Origin of the sequence: Nonomuraea sp. LP-02 (assembly GCF_036289125.1) — a bacterium.
Taxonomy (GTDB): Bacteria; Actinomycetota; Actinomycetes; order Streptosporangiales; family Streptosporangiaceae; genus Nonomuraea; species Nonomuraea bangladeshensis.
In genome coordinates, this window is the sequence record NZ_JAXCLK010000001.1 from 2,944,539 (window position 1) to 2,960,619 (window position 16,081).

General features: G+C 72.4%; 17 protein-coding genes. 14 read left to right on the forward strand and 3 right to left on the reverse strand.

Annotation, left to right across the window (positions count from 1 at the left end):
- Nucleotides 1-7 precede the first annotated feature (7 nt).
- Together SMD20_RS13690 and SMD20_RS13695 are read right to left on the reverse strand one after the other, a co-directional pair.
- Nucleotides 8-655 (reverse strand): hypothetical protein, encoded by a 648-nt coding sequence (locus tag SMD20_RS13690; protein WP_329580057.1) that lies wholly within the window; start codon nt 653-655, stop codon nt 8-10.
- Between the two features lie 22 nt (nt 656-677).
- A complete protein-coding gene (locus tag SMD20_RS13695) occupies nt 678-1,106 on the reverse strand; it encodes a CBS domain-containing protein (protein ID WP_329580060.1) in 429 nt (142 codons plus the stop codon).
- Nucleotides 1,107-1,252: 146 nt separating this feature from the next.
- Here SMD20_RS13695 and SMD20_RS13700 point away from each other — a divergent pair, with 146 nt between their 5' ends.
- The 11 genes from SMD20_RS13700 (at nt 1,253) to SMD20_RS13750 (ending at nt 12,356) form a co-directional block, all read left to right on the forward strand.
- Entirely contained in the window at nt 1,253-2,656 is a 1,404-nt protein-coding gene (locus SMD20_RS13700) for an aminopeptidase P family protein (protein WP_329580062.1), read from the forward strand.
- 216 nt (nt 2,657-2,872) lie between these two features.
- Nucleotides 2,873-3,625 (forward strand): MlaE family ABC transporter permease, encoded by a 753-nt coding sequence (locus SMD20_RS13705; RefSeq protein ID WP_329580065.1) that lies wholly within the window; start codon nt 2,873-2,875, stop codon nt 3,623-3,625.
- Nucleotides 3,625-4,479, forward strand: coding sequence for an ABC transporter permease (locus SMD20_RS13710; RefSeq protein ID WP_091075763.1), 855 nt, complete (start codon nt 3,625-3,627; stop codon nt 4,477-4,479). Before SMD20_RS13705 ends, SMD20_RS13710 begins: the two co-directional genes overlap by 1 nt.
- 4 nt (nt 4,480-4,483) lie before the next feature.
- Nucleotides 4,484-5,503 carry an MCE family protein gene (locus SMD20_RS13715; RefSeq protein ID WP_329580073.1) on the forward strand — a complete coding sequence of 340 codons (1,020 nt, stop codon included), beginning with the start codon at nt 4,484-4,486 and terminating at the stop codon, nt 5,501-5,503.
- A gap of 1 nt (nt 5,504) precedes the next feature.
- A complete protein-coding gene (locus tag SMD20_RS13720; protein WP_329580075.1) occupies nt 5,505-6,560 on the forward strand; it encodes an MlaD family protein in 1,056 nt (351 codons plus the stop codon).
- Nucleotides 6,560-7,597, forward strand: coding sequence for an MlaD family protein (locus SMD20_RS13725; RefSeq protein WP_329580078.1), 1,038 nt, complete (start codon nt 6,560-6,562; stop codon nt 7,595-7,597). The genes SMD20_RS13720 and SMD20_RS13725 overlap by 1 nt, the downstream gene beginning before the upstream one ends.
- Entirely contained in the window at nt 7,594-8,613 is a 1,020-nt protein-coding gene (locus SMD20_RS13730) for an MCE family protein (RefSeq protein WP_329580082.1), read from the forward strand. Before SMD20_RS13725 ends, SMD20_RS13730 begins: the two co-directional genes overlap by 4 nt.
- Nucleotides 8,610-9,629, forward strand: coding sequence for an MCE family protein (locus SMD20_RS13735; RefSeq protein ID WP_329580084.1), 1,020 nt, complete (start codon nt 8,610-8,612; stop codon nt 9,627-9,629). The genes SMD20_RS13730 and SMD20_RS13735 overlap by 4 nt, the downstream gene beginning before the upstream one ends.
- A complete protein-coding gene (locus tag SMD20_RS13740; protein ID WP_329580087.1) occupies nt 9,626-10,981 on the forward strand; it encodes an MCE family protein in 1,356 nt (451 codons plus the stop codon). The genes SMD20_RS13735 and SMD20_RS13740 overlap by 4 nt, the downstream gene beginning before the upstream one ends.
- Before the next feature lie 227 nt (nt 10,982-11,208).
- Nucleotides 11,209-11,745: a hypothetical protein gene (locus SMD20_RS13745; protein WP_329580090.1), complete on the forward strand. Its 537-nt coding sequence runs from the start codon at nt 11,209-11,211 to the stop codon at nt 11,743-11,745.
- Nucleotides 11,746-11,762: 17 nt separating this feature from the next.
- Nucleotides 11,763-12,356, forward strand: coding sequence for a 4'-phosphopantetheinyl transferase family protein (locus tag SMD20_RS13750; RefSeq protein WP_329580092.1), 594 nt, complete (start codon nt 11,763-11,765; stop codon nt 12,354-12,356).
- On the opposite strand, the gene SMD20_RS13755 is transcribed toward SMD20_RS13750, so the two are convergent.
- Entirely contained in the window at nt 12,353-13,297 is a 945-nt protein-coding gene (locus SMD20_RS13755; protein WP_329580095.1) for a cation diffusion facilitator family transporter, read from the reverse strand. The genes SMD20_RS13750 and SMD20_RS13755 overlap by 4 nt on opposite strands.
- A gap of 33 nt (nt 13,298-13,330) precedes the next feature.
- Between SMD20_RS13755 and SMD20_RS13760 the strand changes: the two genes are divergently transcribed.
- The 3 genes from SMD20_RS13760 to SMD20_RS13770 all read left to right on the forward strand — a co-directional run bounded on the left by SMD20_RS13760 (nt 13,331) and on the right by SMD20_RS13770 (nt 16,073).
- Nucleotides 13,331-13,789 (forward strand): MarR family winged helix-turn-helix transcriptional regulator, encoded by a 459-nt coding sequence (locus SMD20_RS13760; RefSeq protein ID WP_329580098.1) that lies wholly within the window; start codon nt 13,331-13,333, stop codon nt 13,787-13,789.
- 86 nt (nt 13,790-13,875) lie between these two features.
- Nucleotides 13,876-14,526: an LppX_LprAFG lipoprotein gene (locus SMD20_RS13765; protein WP_329580101.1), complete on the forward strand. Its 651-nt coding sequence runs from the start codon at nt 13,876-13,878 to the stop codon at nt 14,524-14,526.
- Nucleotides 14,523-16,073 (forward strand): MFS transporter, encoded by a 1,551-nt coding sequence (locus SMD20_RS13770; protein WP_329580104.1) that lies wholly within the window; start codon nt 14,523-14,525, stop codon nt 16,071-16,073. The genes SMD20_RS13765 and SMD20_RS13770 overlap by 4 nt, the downstream gene beginning before the upstream one ends.
- Nucleotides 16,074-16,081: the final 8 nt, after the last annotated feature.

A 16,081-nucleotide genomic window follows, 5' to 3' on the forward strand; every position in this document is an offset into this window, starting at 1 on the left:
CAAATAATCATGCGCGGGTCCATTCCGCGCAGCCGCCGGTCGAGAACGCCTTGTCGGTCGGCTGGATGGTGACGGTGGCAGGGCCGGTCGGCATGCCCGAGGTGATGACGTCGTCGAGGCCGGCGTCGGCGCTGCGCATCCGGGCCCAGAAGCACATGGAGAAGCCGGACGTCGGGCCGGTGGTGCGGTAGGTGCCGGGCTGGATGTCCGTGCCGACGACGAGGGTGCGGAGGGAGGCGGGGTTCACGCCGGTCCCGGCGGACGCGCCGCCGCTCGGCACGACCCCGGGCTGGGTCACGGGCGGGCCAGTGGTGGGCCCGGTGGTGGGCCCGGTGGTGGGCCCGGTGGTGGGCGGGTCGCTGGTGGGCGGCCCAGAGGTGGGGGGCTCTGTGGTTGGGGGACCCGTGGTGGGGGGATCCGTGGTGAGGGGGTCGGTGGCGGGGGGATCAGTGCCCTCGACGGTCACCGTCACCGCCGGCTCGGGCTCCGCGTCCGCGCCGTCGCCGGTGCCGGCCGCGCCGAAGCCCACGAAGACGCCCAGCAGGAAGCCCAGCAGCGCGGCGAGCCCGGACACCAGCAGGATGATCGGCGGGCTGCTGGTCGCGCGCGGGTATTCGGGTAAGTATCCGGGGGGAGGCGGCGGCCCGTACGTCACGGGTCCCAGCGTCCCACCCCTGTCAACGGTGCAGGTAGTCGACGAGCGACGCCTTCTCCGTCTCCAGCTCCTCGATGGCGCTCTTGACCACGTCGCCGATGCTGACGATGCCCGCCAGGCGGCCGTTCTCGACGACCGGCATGTGACGGAAGCGCTGCTCGGTCATGATCTGCCGCAGCGCCTCGACGTTCTCACCGGGGCCGACGGTCTGCACGTCGGTGGTCATGATGGCGGAGACCGGCTCCTCCAGCACGCCCGCGCCGCGCTCGTTCAAGTGGCGGACCACGTCGCGCTCGGAGGCGATGCCCTCGATGGTGAAGCCGTCCGTGGAGATCACCACCGCTCCGATGTTGTGCGCGGCGAGCTGCGCGAGCAGTGCCCGGACGGACGCCGACGGCGGCATGGTCGTCACGCGGCTGCCTTTGACGCGCAGGATCGTCCCGATGAGCATGTGGCATCACCTCTGCCTCGGTGTTCCTTCTTCTGCCCCCAAGGCAAACAAGCCGGTGGGGAGCCCGTCAACCCGTCCCGTAGGCTGCTTGCCGGACCCCCTCCATTACCTGTACCGATTCATCACTTGACCAGGGACACAGTGAGATGACCGAGCCGCTGAACATCGGAAGCCATGACCTGCCCGTCACCGACGAACTTGCCGCCTTCATGCGGACGGGCTGGGCGGACACCCGGCGCACCGACGTGACGGCGCTGCCGATCGCGCCCTGGGCCGCCAAGCGCCGCGCCGCGCTCGCCTCCCGCTTCCCCGGCGAGCGGCTGGTGATCCCGGCGGGCACGCTCAAGGTGCGCAGCAACGACGCCGACTACCGGTTCCGGCCGCACAGCGCGTACGCGTACCTGACCGGCGCCGGCGAGCCCGACGACGTGCTGGTGATCGAGCCGTCCGGCGAGAGCGTGCTCTACCTGCGGCCGCGCTCGCCGCGCGGCGAGGGCCAGGAGTTCTACCGCGACCGCCGCTACGGCGAGTTCTGGGCCGGCCGCCGTCCCGACCTGGCCGAGGCCGCCGAGCTCTACCAGGTGGAGTGCGCCCACATCCGCGACCTCGACCTCGGCCGCGACCTCGACCGGCCGGCCCGGGTGCTGCGCGGCGTGGACCCGTCGGTGGACGCCCGCGCGCCGCGCGGCGGCGGCGACGCCGAGCTGGAGACGTTCCTGTCGGAGATGCGGCTGGTCAAGGACGAGTGGGAGCTGGGCGAGCTGCAGCACGCCGTGGACGCGACCGCGCGCGGCTTCGAGGACGTCGTGCGCGCCCTCCCCCAGGCGCTGGCCCACCCGCGCGGCGAGCGTTACCTGGAGGGCGTGTTCGGGCTGCGGGCCCGCCTTGAGGGCAACGCGATCGGCTACGAGAGCATCGTCGCCTCCGGCGCGCACGCCTGCGTGCTGCACTGGATCCGCAACGACGGCCGGCTCGACGGGAACGACCTGCTGCTGCTGGACGCGGGTGTCGAGAGCGACACCCTCTACACCGCCGACGTGACCCGCACCTTCCCTCTGTCGGGGCGTTTCACGCCGGCGCAGCGGCAGGCGTACGAGCTGGTGTACGAGGCCCAGAGCGCGGCCATCGCCACGCTGCGCCCCGGCGCCCGTTTCCGCGACTTCCACCTCGCGGCCATGCGGGTGATCTCTGACGGCCTGCGGGACTGGGGCCTGCTGAAGGGCTCGACCGACGAGCTGATGGAGACCGGTCTCTACCGCCGCTACACGTTGTGCAGCAGCGGCCACATGCTCGGCCTGGACGTGCACGACTGCGCCCGCTCCCGCAGCGAGGTCTACCTGGACGGCGTCCTGGAGGAGGGCCACGTGCTGACCGTCGAGCCGGGCCTGTACTTCCAGCCGGACGACCTGACGCTGCCCGAGGAGCTGCGCGGCATGGGCATCCGCATCGAGGACGACCTCACGGTCACCGCCGACGGGGCCGTGCTCATGTCGGCCGCGCTCCCCCGCCACCCCGACGAGATCGAGTCGTGGATGAGCGGCCTGGCGTAACGAAGCGGCCACGTTTCACCCGGTGCTGACAAGGCGCGGCCGGCGCCTCATAGCTTTCCCGCAAATTCTGACGAAAGCGTCGACTACTGGACACCCCGTCAGTAGGGTGGCTGATCCGTAGGCGGCGGAGGTGGTCAGCGCATGGCCGTGCCCGGATCGGCGTCTGGATTCGCGTCCGGATTCGCGTCTGGATTCGTCGGGCGCAAGGCCCGCTCGATGCTCGGGCAGGTCGGCGATCTGTTCGTCATCGCCCTGGAGGGCCTGCGGCGCAGCTGGGACGTCAAGAGCTGGTGGTGGGAGTTCGTCGACCAGTGCTGGTTCCTCGCCCGCGTCACCAGCGTCCCGGTGCTGCTGGTCTCCCTGCCGCTCGGCGCGACCGTGGCCCTCCAGGTGGGCGAGCTGGCCTGGCAGCTCGGCGCCGGCTCGGCCACCGGCAGCGCGGTGTTCGTCGGCCTCATCCGCGAGGTGGCGCCGCTGGCCAGCGCGCTGCTGATCGCCGGGGCCGGCGGCAGCGCCATGACCTCCGACATCGGCGCCCGGCACATCCGGGACGAGCTGTCGGCCATGGAGGTCATGTCCGTCAACCCGATCCACCGCCTGGTCACGCCGCGCATGTGGGCGGCCAGCACGATCGCGGTGTGCCTGTGCCCACTGGTCATCCTGGCGGGCGCGAGCGGCGGCTACTTCTTCAACGTCGTGGTGCAGGGCGTCACGCCCGGCGCGTACTTCGACGGGGCGCTGTCCCTGGTGGTCTCCTCCGACCTGTACGTCACGCTGTTCAAGGCGTGGATCTTCGGCTTCATCGCCGCCGCCGTGGCCTGCTACAAGGGCATGACCTGCGCGACCAGCCCGGTCGGCGTGGGGCGGGCAGTCAACCAGGCGACCGTGGTCACGTTCATGCTGGTGTTCGCGTTCAACTACGTGATCTCGGCGGTGTACTTCCTCGCCTATCCCCCGAGGTCCCTGTGATGGTGTCGCGGACCGCGGGTCTGCGGCTCGCCCACCGGGGGCGGGATCTCGCCGAACGGTTCGCCGGGCTGGCCGACTGGCCGCTGTTCGTGGGGAAGGTGCTCTTCTACTGCGTGCGCGACGTCGTCCTGCGGCTGCGTTACTTCAAGGTCGTCATCCGGCAGGTCAGCGACGTCGTGGTGGGGGTCGGGGCGACCGTCATCGGCGGCGGCATGGTGTTCGTGGTGTTCACCATGGCGTTCGTCGTGGGCGCGACCGTCGGCCTGCAGGGCTACCAGGGGCTGCAGGCCATCGGCGCGGAGTCGTTCATGGGGCTGGTCGGCAGCTTCGCGAACGTCCGCGAGATCACCCCGATCATCGCGGCGACGGCGCTCGCGGCGCAGGTGGGCTCGTCGTTCACGGCCGAGCTCGGCGCGATGCGGATCTCGGAGGAGATCGACGCGCTGGAGGTGATGGGCATCAACGCCTTCACCTATCTCATCTGCACCCGCGTGGTGGCGGCGCTGCTGGCGCTCATGCCGATCTATCTGATCGCGTTGTTCGCCAGCTTCTTCGCCACCCGGCTCATGTGCACGGCGCTGTTCGGGCTCGCGCCCGGCGTCTACGACTACTACTTCTATCTGTACCTGCCGGTCAGCGACATCCTGTTCAGCGTCGCCAAGGTCGGTGTGTTCGCCTTCGCGGTCATCGTGATCCACTGCTACCACGGCTACCACGCCACGGGCGGGCCGGTGGGCGTGGGGGTGGCGGCGGGCCGTGCCATCCGCCAGTCGATCGTCACGATCGTGCTGCTCAACCTGCTGCTGTCGTACCTGTTCTGGGGCGGCGGCGGCAACATACCGCTGACGGGGTGAGCCGGTGGCCCGATTCGAACTTCCCCTCGCCGCCCGGGTGGGCATCGCCTTCGCCGTGCTCGCGGTGCTGGCCGCGGCGGGAATCGTCGTGGTGCGTACGGCCACCGAGGCGGCCGGGACGCGGATCGACGCGGTGTTCGCCCGCGCCGGGCAGGGCCTGGACACCAACTCGCCGGTCAAGATCCGCGGCATCACGGTGGGCGACGTGACCGGCGTCTCCCTCGACGCCAAGGGCCGCGCCGTGGTCACCATGCACGTCCGGCCGGAGGTGCGGGTGCCCGTCTCCGCGTCCGCCTCCGTCGAGCCCAGCTCGGTGTTCGGCCCCAAGTACGTCGCGCTCGTCCCCGGCCCGGACGAGGCCACCGGCCCCTTCCTCGCCTCCGGCGCGGTCATCACGAACACCACGGGACCGCTCGACCTGTCCGACACGCTCGGTGCCGCCTACCGCGGCCTGGACGCGATCGACCCGCGCGAGGTCACCGTCATCGTCCACACCCTGGCCCGCGGCCTGGACGGCGAGGGCGACAACCTGCGCGAGCTGATCGGCGACGCCGGCACCCTCGTCGGCGTCGCCCACCGCCGGCGCGACCTCGCCCGGCGGTTCCTGCGCGACACCGCCGCGCTCGGCACGGCCCTGTCGGACAAGGGCGACGAGCTGATCTCCATCTCCTCCGATGTCAACGTCATCACTCCCGACCTGCTGAGACGCGCCGACAAGGTACGCGCCCTGCTGGAGGAGACGACCTCGATCGCCGGCCAGGGCGCGCACGGCCTGCGCGCGCACCGCCAGGACCTGCGGGCCGGGGTGCACTCCGCCGAGCGGGTGGCCGCGCTCATCTACGCCCAGCTCGGCCTGGCCGGGGACGGCGTACGCGGCCTCAACCGGCTGCTCGACCTGCTCAACGAGCTCGTCGAGGCCCCCGGTCCTGGCGGCAGGAACCAGCTCCAGGTGGAGGCGTTCGTGGAGACCGACGTCTGCGAGCTGATCGTCGGCGCCTGCGGCCCGACCGACGGGAGGCGCTGAGATGGGCGTCTCCGCCGAGCGGTCCCGCCGCCGCTGGACGTTCCTGCGCTTCGCGCTGTTCCTCGGGCTGACCGTGACGCTGATCGTGGTGATCGGCGTGCAGATCGCCCGGGTCGGCGGCGGTGGCGGCTACCGCGTCGTGGCCGCGTTCGACGACGTGTCCGGGCTGGCCGAGGGCGACCAGGTGAAGATCGCCGGCGCGCCGGTGGGCCGGGTCGAGGACATCAGGGTCGTGGACGGCCGCGCCGAGGTCACCATGGAGGTGCAGGACGCGGTCCGGGTGCCGGCCGACACCGAGGCGGCGATCCGCTGGCGCAACGCGATCGGCCAGCGCGTGGTCTACCTGCTGCCCGGCACCGCCCCCGGCCGGCTGCCGCCCGGCGGCCGGATCGCGCGCACCTCGTCCGTCGTGGACGTCGGGCAGCTCGTCAGCGACCTCGGCCCGCTGACCCGCAGCCTCGACGCCGAGCAGATCAACCAGCTCCTGACCGCCGCCGCGGCCGCGCTCAAGGGCAACGAGCGCAACCTCCCGCGGCTGCTGGACAACGTCGACGCCATCACCACCACGGTCAGCGAACGCCGGCAGACGATCGAGGGGCTGCTCAAGGACTACGCGACCGTCAGCGACGTGGTCGCCCGCCGGGACGTGCAGATCGAGCGGCTCGTCGACAACCTCGTCACGCTGACCGAGGCGTTCGCCGCCAACCGCAGGCTCGTGGACGACTCGCTGGTGGAGCTGTCGGCGACCGTGCACACCGCCGACCAGGTGCTCGGCAGGAACGCCGGGGAGCTGGGCGCGCTCGTGGACAACCTCCAGGGGCTGACCGGCGGCGTCCGGCGGCACGTGGGCGAGATCGACCGGACGGTGAACACGCTGCAGCCGGTGCTCTCGCGGGCGTACTCGACGGTGGACCGGGGCCGCTACTTCGTCACCGCCGTGCCCTGCCTGGCGCTGGGGCCGGCGCCGTGCCCGTACGGGGTGCAGACGCCGCCGCCGCTCCGCAACACGCGCGTGCAGAACGCCGACGACCTGCGCAAGCTGATGGTGGGCCGCTGATGCCGCTCAAATCCTTTCGGGACCGCGACAAGCACGCCGTCGGCCTGGTGTCGATGGTGACGCTCGGCGCGATCCTCGTCGTCACGTTCCTGGTGGGCAACCTGGGGCTGCTGGAGGGCGGCTACACGGTCTCGGGCGTGTTCGCCGACTCCGGCGGGCTGCGGACCGGCAACGACGTGCGGGTGGCCGGGGTACGGGTCGGCAAGGTGACCGAGGTGCGCGCCGACTACGCCCGGGGCCAGGTCGTCGTCACCTGGCGGGTGGACGACGGCGTACGGCTCGGCCGCGCCACCCGGGCCGACATCGCCCTGTCGAACCTGCTCGGCGGCCGTTACGTCAAGCTGTCCGGCGCCGTGGCGGCCCCCTACCTGGACCAGCTCCCCGAGGCGCAGCGGCGCATCCCCCTGGACCGGACGGGCGTGCCGACGCTGGTCAACGACGCCATCAACGACGCCACCCGGCTGGTGAAGCGGCTCGACACCGACGCCGTGGACGACCTGCTGAGCGAGCTGAACAAGGTGGACCTGTCCAAGAAGGGCCGGCTGACCCGGCTGCTGCGCAACATCGGCGACCTGTCGGACACGATCAGCAAGAGCGAACCGCAGCTCCAGCGGCTCCTCGACAACGGCAACAAGATCATGGACGTCCTGAAGAAGAAGGACAAACAGCTCGTCCGGCTCATCGACGCCATCGAGGTCATGCTGGGCGAGCTGCGCAAACGGCGCAACGAGCTGCGCACCCTGCTCGGCGACGGCAGCGACCTCGTGCAGAGCACCACGCGGCTGATCAGCGAGCACGAGCGCGCCCTCGTCCAGGTGCTCGACGACAACGCCGCCATCACGACCCGGCTCAGCGGCAGCAACAAGGAGTTCAACGCGCTCCTCGCGTGGGCGGGCCCGACCTTCACGGGCCTCGCCACGATGGGCGGCCAGGGCCCGTGGCTGGAGGCCATCGCCACGGGCCTCGGTCCCATCAACCCCGAGGTGCTGGCCGCGGTGGCGAAGGACAGGGCCAAGGACAGGAAGGACGACCGGTGAGGCGGCTGGCGGCGGTCCTGACGGTGTGGGCGCTGCTGGCGTCCGGGTGCTCGGTGCTGGGGGCGCAGCCGTACCGGCTGACGGCGGTCTTCAGCGCCGCGCCCGCCCTGTACGAGCAGGCGCGGGTCAAGGTCATGGGCCTCGACGCCGGCTACGTCGAGAGCATCCGCGTCGACGGCGACCGGGTGCGCGTGAGCCTGCTGGTGGACCGGGAGGTGCCGCTGCCGGCGGACGTCCGCGCCGTGGTCGCGCCGCAGAACACCCTCGGCGAGCGGAACGTCGTGCTCCACCCGCCGTGGCGGCCCGGCGACCGGCGGATCGCGGCCGGCGCCACGATCCCGCTGGAGCGCACCGAGCTGCCGGTGGAGATCGACGACGCGCTCGACGCGTTCACCAAGCTGACCGACGCGCTCGACTCCGACAAGCTGGGCGACACGGCGGGCGACCTGGCCCGCAGCGTCAGGGGCCGCGGCAAGACGATCAACAACGCGATCGCCGACACCGCCGAGCTGACCGGCACCCTCGCCAAGCAGGACCAGCAGCTCATCGACCTGGCCAAGGGCCTCAACAGGATCGCCACCACGCTCAACGAGCGCGAGAGCCAGGTGACCGGCGCCATCGACTCCTTCTCCGAGGCCAGCGCCATCCTCGCCGAGGAGCGGCGGCGGCTGCGCGGCTTCATCGCCGGCATGGCCGACTTCGTCCGGCGCGGCGACGTGCTCATCGAGCAGTACTCCACCCGGCTGCCGCAGGCCGCGGGGACGCTGGCCGAGCTGGTCCTGACGCTGCGGGCCAACAGCGAGTCCGTCGCGCGGGCGGTCAAGGGCGCGGCCGACTTCGCCGACGTGCTCGTCGACTCCTGGGACAGGAAACACCACGTGCTGAAGATCCGGGTCGTGCTCAACGCGCTCACCAGGGCGTGGCTGCAGCCGCTGTTCGACGCGCTGAAGCTGGGGCCGGTGCCGTGCCTGCCGGGCGGGCTCAGCAACTGCCCCTTCGAGAGGAGACGGCGATGAGGGCCCGCCTGCCGGCCGCGCTGCTCGCGCTGCTCATGACCGCGTCCTGCTCGCTGCCGACGCCGGGCGCCACGACCGGCGAGCTGACGCTGCACGCCGTCTTCGACGACGTGCAGAGCCTGGTCACGGGGCACAGCGTGCAGATCGCCGACGTACGGGTCGGCACCGTCACCGGCATCCGGCTCCAGGGCTACCGGGCCAGGGTCACCATGTCGGTCCAGGCCGCGCACCGGGTGCCGCAGGGCAGCACCGCCACCGTCGCGAAGACGTCCGTGCTGGGCGAGAACTACGTGCTGCTCACCCCGCCGCCGGGCAAGGACCTGACCACCGGGCCGTACCTCGCCGACGGCGCCACCATCGCCGAGACCTCCGTCGAACCGGACATCGAGCAGGTCACCGCCAGGGCCGGGCCGCTCATCGAGGCACTCGGCGCGCAGGACGTCAACGCCATACTCGACGCCGCCTCGACCGCGTTCGCCGGGCAGGGCGACCAGGTCAACCGGCTCATCAGGCAGACCGCCGAGGTCACCGACGCCTACGCCGCCGCCCGCGCCGACCTCGCCACCACCATCGACGCGCTGGCCCGGCTGGGCGACGACCTGGCCGAGGGCAGCGCCGAGCTGGACCGGCTGCCCGGCACGCTCGCCGCGGCCACCTCCCGGCTCGCGCACGGCCGCCGGCACATCAAGACGACCGTGATCGCCCTGACGAAGCTGGCCAGGGAGGCCAACCTCACCGTCTACCCGCGCCACGCCGCCCGGCTGCGTACGCTGCTGCGCGAGCTGGAGGCCGTCTCGTCGTCGATGCAGCGCGGCAAGGAGGACCTCAAGAGGCTGGTGAACGAGCTCCAGGAGTTCATCGACGCGCCGCCGATCGTGGTCAACGGGCAGATGCTCACCTACCTCTGGCTGAAGGGCCTGCTGCTGCCCGCCCCCGCCCCCTCCTCCGGCGGCGGCGACCCGCCCGCGGCCGACGGGCGCGGGGACTTCCGCCTGCTGCTGGAGCCGCCGCGATGAGGCACCGCATCTACCTGAACCTCGGCTTCTTCGTGCTGCTCGGGATCGTCATGACGGTCTGGGCGTTCAGCACCATCATCCGGCTGGACGTCATCGAGCGGCCGTACCGGGTGTCGGCCGAGTTCGTCTCCTCCCCCGGGCTGGTACGCGGGTTCGACGTGGCGTACCTGGGGGTGCGGGTCGGCAAGATCGGCGACGTGCGGCTCGCGCCCGGCCGGATCGTCGTCGGGCTCGACCTCGACCGGGACGTACGGCTCCCGAAGGGCGTGACGGCCGAGGTCCGGCGCAAGTCGGCGGTCGGGGAGCCGTACGTGGAGCTGTCACCGCCGCCGACCGGCGTCCGCGGGCCGGTCCTCGCGGCCGGGGACACGATCCCGCTGACGAGGACGGCGGTGCCGCTCGACTACAAGCGCCTGTTCGAGGGCGTCGGCAAGCTGCTGAACGCCGTACCGCCCCGCGACGCCAAGACCATCACCCACGAGCTGGCCGTCGCGCTCGACGGGCGGGCGCCCACGATCCGCAACCTCATCGAGGACGCCCACTCGCTCACCGGGACGCTGGCCGACAACGCCGACGCGCTCGACGAGCTGGCGGTGCAGCTCACCCGGCTCACCCACACCCTGGCCGGGCGGAAGGACGCCCTCGCCTCCGGGATCGGCGACCTCAGCACGGTGACGGCCGCGCTGCGGGCCTCGCGTACCGACCTCAACGCCTTCCTCGACCAGGGGCCGGGGGTGTTCGCCCAGCTCGACGCGGCCATCAAGCGGTCGCGGCCGGGGTTCTCCTGCCTGCTGACCGGGCTGGGGCTGCCGCACCGGCCCGCGTTCTCGGCCGCGACCGAACGCAACACCCACCACCTGCTCGCCATCGTGCCGACGGCGCTCACCCTGGCCGACGACATCAGCGAACGGCAGGGCGGCACCGTGTACGGGAAGGCGACGTTCATCTTCAGCGTGCCGGGCGGGCCGACCCCGGCCGAGGAGTACGCGGGGCCGCTCGGGCCGCCGTCCGTGCCCCGGGTGCGCGCCTGCCCGAAGCGGGCGGTCGCCGCCGACGTCCGGCACACCGGCGCCCCGGCCTCCCCCGACCCCGACCTCGACCCCGACCCCGACCCCGCCACCACGTCGCCGCCTGATCCCTCTTCTGCTGAACCGTCTCCCGAATCGCCGGACCAGGATGAGCTCGATCCCGGGACGCCCTCCCCCAGCGGGGCGGCCGCCCCGTCGTCCCGTACCCCGACGAACATCGTCCCGCTGATCGCCGCGATCTTCCTCGCCGTGGTGGCGAGTGGTGGCATCGTGGGCTGGACCGCGGCGGGCCGGGCGGCCCGCCGCCGTGAGGAGTCCGATTGACCCCCGACCAGGACCTCGCCCCCTCCCCCCACACCGACCCCACGGCATCCTCCCCAGAGCCCGAGGCGACGCCCACTCCTCCCTCCTCCGAATCCGAAGGGACGTCCGCTCCCCTCTCCCCTGACTCCGAAACGACGCCCGCTCCCCCTTCTCCCCCATCCGGAGGGGCACCCGCCGGTGGCGAGGGAAAGCGGCGCCGGGTCGTCCGCGCGAAGCTGGCCGGTGCGATGGCCGCCATGCTGGTGGTGGCGCTCGCCGCCACCGCCGGCCTCCAGTGGTACGCCGCGGCCCGCGCCGACGAGGCCCGCACCGCGCTGGAGGCCGAGCGGGCGCTGCGCCTGGAGGTGTCCGGCGCGGCGAGCGCGTTCAGCACGTCCTTGCTGAGCTACGACTATCGCGACCTCCAGTCCACCCGCTCCACCCTGAGCACCCAGGCGACGGGCGACTTCCTCACCACCTACGACACCGCGTTCGGCGGCGCGATGGCGCAGGTCATCGTCAAGCTGAAGGCCGTCGCCCAGGCCACGGTCCGCGAGGTCTACCTGGCCGACGTGGACGAAGCCACGGCGCACGCGATCGTCGTCGTCGATCAGCAGGTGAACACCTCGGAAGCGATCCGCTCGGTGAAGGATTCGCACCTTAAGATCGCTCTTGTGAAGGAGAAGGGCGTCTGGAAGGTCCGCGACGTCACCGTGCTCGGCGCCGCCTCGGACGACCAGTACGCACTCGACGACGGCAAGAACGACGGCAAGAAGAAGGACTGACGATCGGCGCTCTGGCGATGGGCGGCCACCCCGGCGAGGTGCGCGCGCCCGAACACTGGCTCACCGAGGTGGAGCGCGAACGTGCCGCGCGGTTCCGGTTCGAGGCGGACCGTGACACGTTCGTCGCCGCCCACCTGCTCGTCCGGCTCTGCGCGGCGGCCGCGCTCGACGCCGACCCGGCCGCGCTGACGCTGCTGCAGATCTGCGACGTGCACGGCCCCGGCCACGGCAGGCCGTACGTCGAACAGGCCCCCGAGCTGGGCGTGAGCCTCAGCCACACCCGCGGGTACGTCTGCGCCGCGGCCGGCCCCGGCAAGGTCGGCGTGGACGCCGAGCGCGTGCCGCCGGGCCCCCTGGACGAGGCGCTGGCCGAGCGCGTGCTCACCCCGCGCGAGCGGGCCGAGGTCACCGGCAACGACGAGCTGATGCGGTGCTGGACCCGTAAGGAGGCGCTGATCAAGCGGGGCGAGCTGTCGCTGGACCAGCTCGACCGCGGCGGCGACGACCTGGACGGCCGCCACCTGCTGGAGTGGACGGCCGGCCCGGACATCAGGGTGGCGGTCGTCACGGACCTCCCGGCCCGCCGCGTGCCGATCCCGAGCCTGGGCTAGCCGGAGGTACGGCGGGTGGGGGTGGGGTCGAGGAAGACCAGCCTGACGATGGGGAACTCCCCGCGCAGCCGCCGGTCCACCTCGTCGCAGGCGATCTCGACGCCGGCCGCGGTGGCCTCGTCCCTGAAGTCGATCTTGGCGGCGACCAGCACGTCGCCGGGGCCGATCATCATGGTGAGCAGCTCGACGACGTCCTCGACCTCGGGCTGGGCCAGGAGCACCGCGCGGATGCCGGTCTCCACGCCGGGCGGCGCGGCCTGCCCGACGAGCAGCGACAGGTTGGCCTGGATCAGGGTGAGCGCGGCCAGCAGCAGGAGCAGGCCGATCGCGACGGAGGCCAGGCCGTCCCACAGGGCCGACCCGGTGAGCTGGGAGCCGAGCAGCCCGCCGCCCGCGATCACCAGCCCGGCCAGCGCGGCCGCGTCCTCGAACACCACGGCCTTGAGCGCCGTGTCGGAGGTGATCCGCACCAGCCGCACCGGATGGATCCGGTAACGGGCCGCCTCGGCGCGCAGTTGACCGTACGCCTTGGCGAACGACAGGGACTCGATGACGAAGGAGACGGCCAGCACGAGGTAGGAAGGGACGAGGTTGCCGAGCTCCTCGCCGCGGCTGATCACGTGCACGCCGTGCGTGATGGAGAAGCCGGCGCCGCCGACGAGCGTGGCCACCGCCGCCATCATCGCCCAGACGAACCCGGCCTTGCCGTACCCGAACGGACGACGCCGGTCCGCGGGCCGGCCCGAGCGGCGGATCGCGACCAGCAGCAGGATCTCGGTGACGGTGTCGGCGGCCGAGTGCGCGGCCTCCGACAGCATGGCCGCCGAGCCGCTGAACAGGCCGGCGACCAGCTTGGCCAGCGCGATCGCCAGGTTCGCCGCCCCGGCCACGAGCACCGTGCGGAGGCTCTCCCCACCCTTCTCCGCCGGCCTCTCCCCCATGCCGTTCACTCTACGTACGCTAATCTTGAGATCATGAGCGCCCCTCGCTGGCTGTCATCCGCCGAACAGCGTGCCTGGCGCACGCACCTGGCGCTGCACAAACTGCTCATGCACCGGCTCGACCGCGAGCTGCAGGAGTTCTCCCTGTCGCTCAACGACTACGAGATCCTGGTCAACCTGTCGGAGAGCCAGGGCCGCCGGATGCGCATGAGCGACCTGGCCGACGCCACGATCCAGTCCCGCAGCCGCCTGTCGCACCAGATCTCCCGCATGGAGGCCAAGGGCCTGGTCAAGCGGGAGGACTGCCGTGACGACCGGCGGGGCACGTTCGCGGTGCTGACGGACGAGGGCTGGGAGACCATCCAGCGGGTGGCGCCGTTCCATGTGGCGAGCGTGCGCGAGCACTTCGTGGACCGGCTCACCGACGAGCAGCTCGAAGCGATCGAGGCGGCGTACGCGCCGCTCGTGGAGCAGCTGAAGAAGCTGCGCTGACGGCGACTGTGCCCGGTCCCGGGCCGACATCCAACCGATATCCGCGACCGCGCGCGGCCTCCGCCGCCGGTCGCTACGATCCGCTCATGCTCAGAAGACTTCTGATCGTGGCGGTTCTCGCGCTCGCGTCGGCCTGCTCGTCGGGCGGCGGCGGCGAGCCCGCGCTGCCCGCCGGCCCCGACCTGATGAAGAAGGCCGCCGAGGCCATGACGACGGTCAAGTCGGCCGCCTTCTCCATCGCCACCGAAGGCAAGCCGGAGGTGCCGCTGCAGAAGGCCGACGGCAGGCTCACCGCCGGCGGCGACGCCGACGGCACGCTCACGATCTCCATCCTGGGCAACCTCCAGGAGGTCACCTTCGCCCTCGTCGGCGACACGGTGCATTTCAAGGGTCCGACGGGCGGCTTCCAGAAGATGACCAGGCAGCAGCTCGCGCAGTTCTACGACCCGTCGGTGATCCTGGAGCCGACGAAGGGCATCGCGAAGATGCTGTCCTCGGCGACGAACCCGCAGGTCGAGGGCGTCGAGAACGGTGCCTACCGGGTGGCGACGACGTTCCCGGCCCAGGTGGTCAAGGACATCGTGCCGGGGGTCACGCAGGACGTGAACGGCAAGGTCTGGATCGACCAGGCCAGCAGCAGGCTCAGCAAGGCCAGTCTGCCGTTGCCCGGCGGCACCGTGACGGTGTCGTTCAGCGACTACGACGCGCCGGTCACGATCACGCCGCCCGCCGGATGATGGCCGTCGCCCGCCGGGTCGCGCTCGGCGCGGGGGGCGCGGTGGTGCTGCTGGCCGCGCTCGACGCGTACGTGGTGGTGACCGTCCTCATCGAGATCGCCAGGGACGTCGGCGTGCCGCTCAACCGTCTGGAGCGGGCCACGCCGATCGTCACCGGGTTCCTGCTCGGCTACATCGCGGCGATGCCGCTGCTCGGGCAGCTCTCCGACCGTTACGGGCGGCGGCCGCTGATCCACGCCTGCCTGGCGGTGTTCGCGCTCGGGTCGGTGCTGACGGCGCTGGCGGCCGGCGAGACGATGGTGGTGGCCGGGCGCACCGTGCAGGGCATCGCCGGCGGGGCGTTGCTGCCGATCACGATGGCGCTCATCGGCGACCTGTGGGAGGAGCGGGAGCGGCCGGTCGCGCTCGGCGCGGTCGGCGCGGCGCAGGAGCTGGGCTCGGCGCTCGGCCCCCTCTACGGCGGGCTGCTGGCGCAGATCCCGGCGTTCGCGGTGGCGGGCGTGGAGCTGGGCGGCTGGCACGCCATCTTCTGGGTCAACGTGCCGCTGGCGGCGCTCGCGGCCGTGGCGGTCCACTTCACCGTCCCCGGCCGCCCCGCCCGCCCAGTGGGAGGTACGGCCCTCCGCGTGGACGCCGTGGGCGGCGCCCTGCTGGCCCTCGCCCTGGCCCTGCTCGTCATCGGCCTGTACAACCCCGACCCGGCCGAGGCGTTCCTGCCGCCCTGGGGAGTGCCGCTGATCGCGGCGGGCGCGGTGGCCGCCGGGGTCTTCGTCTGGTGGGAGATCCGCTCTCCCGTACGCATCCTCGACCTGTCCGGCGTCCCCAAGGGGCCGCTGCTGGCGACGCTGGGCGTGAGCTTCCTCGCGGGGGCGGCGCTGCTGGTCACGATGGTGTTCGTGCCGTTCACCGCGCAGACGCTGCTCGACCGGGACGAGCTGGGCGCGGCGTTCGTCCTGGCCCGCTTCCTGATCGCGCTGACCGTCGGCGCGCTGCTCGGCGGGGTGCTCTCCCGCCGGCTGGGCGAGCGCGTGGTCGCGGTGGCGGGCATGGTGGTCGCGGCCGCCGGCTACGGGCTGATGAGCCGCTGGCCGCTGCGGCTGGCCGAGGCGGGCCTGGCCGTGGACGCCGCCCTGGTGGTGGCCGGGCTGGGCCTCGGCGTGGTGATCGCCCCGGTGTCGTCGGCGGTGCTGCGCGCCAGCCGGGCCGACCAGCACGGGGTGGCCTCGGCGGCGGTCGTGGTGGCCAGGATGATGGGCATGCTGATCGGCATCGCGGCGGTGTCGGCGTGGGGGTTCCACCGGTTCCAGTCGCTCACGGCCGACCTGGACACGCCGCTCCCGTTCGGCGTGGACGCCGCGACCTACCAGCGGCAGCTCGCCGAGTACACCGGCCAGGTGCAGGCGGCGCTGCACGTGGAGTACACCGAGATGTTCCTCGTGACGGCGTTCGTCTGCCTGGCGGGCGCGGTGGCCGCCTTCCTCATGCCGCGCCGCCTTGCCGGGCGGGTCCCCGCGCCGGCCCCGGACCCGGCGGCGGAGACCCGCTGACCGGGACC

Bases quoted from the DNA above. Each gene is read 5' to 3' on its own strand.
- SMD20_RS13725 (WP_329580078.1), top strand. From the start codon at position 6,560: ATGCCGCTCAAATCCTTTCGGGACCGCGACAAGCACGCCGTCGGCCTG.
- SMD20_RS13760 (WP_329580098.1), top strand. From the start codon at position 13,331: ATGAGCGCCCCTCGCTGGCTGTCATCCGCCGAACAGCGTGCCTGGCGC.
- SMD20_RS13700 (WP_329580062.1), top strand. From the start codon at position 1,253: ATGACCGAGCCGCTGAACATCGGAAGCCATGACCTGCCCGTCACCGAC.
- SMD20_RS13745 (WP_329580090.1), top strand. From the start codon at position 11,209: ATGGCCGCCATGCTGGTGGTGGCGCTCGCCGCCACCGCCGGCCTCCAG.
- SMD20_RS13740 (WP_329580087.1), top strand. From the start codon at position 9,626: ATGAGGCACCGCATCTACCTGAACCTCGGCTTCTTCGTGCTGCTCGGG.
- SMD20_RS13755 (WP_329580095.1), bottom strand. From the start codon at position 13,297: ATGGGGGAGAGGCCGGCGGAGAAGGGTGGGGAGAGCCTCCGCACGGTG.
- SMD20_RS13750 (WP_329580092.1), top strand. From the start codon at position 11,763: ATGGGCGGCCACCCCGGCGAGGTGCGCGCGCCCGAACACTGGCTCACC.
- SMD20_RS13695 (WP_329580060.1), bottom strand. From the start codon at position 1,106: ATGCTCATCGGGACGATCCTGCGCGTCAAAGGCAGCCGCGTGACGACC.
- SMD20_RS13720 (WP_329580075.1), top strand. From the start codon at position 5,505: ATGGGCGTCTCCGCCGAGCGGTCCCGCCGCCGCTGGACGTTCCTGCGC.
- SMD20_RS13770 (WP_329580104.1), top strand. From the start codon at position 14,523: ATGATGGCCGTCGCCCGCCGGGTCGCGCTCGGCGCGGGGGGCGCGGTG.
- SMD20_RS13765 (WP_329580101.1), top strand. From the start codon at position 13,876: ATGCTCAGAAGACTTCTGATCGTGGCGGTTCTCGCGCTCGCGTCGGCC.
- SMD20_RS13710 (WP_091075763.1), top strand. From the start codon at position 3,625: ATGGTGTCGCGGACCGCGGGTCTGCGGCTCGCCCACCGGGGGCGGGAT.
- SMD20_RS13705 (WP_329580065.1), top strand. From the start codon at position 2,873: ATGCTCGGGCAGGTCGGCGATCTGTTCGTCATCGCCCTGGAGGGCCTG.
- SMD20_RS13735 (WP_329580084.1), top strand. From the start codon at position 8,610: ATGAGGGCCCGCCTGCCGGCCGCGCTGCTCGCGCTGCTCATGACCGCG.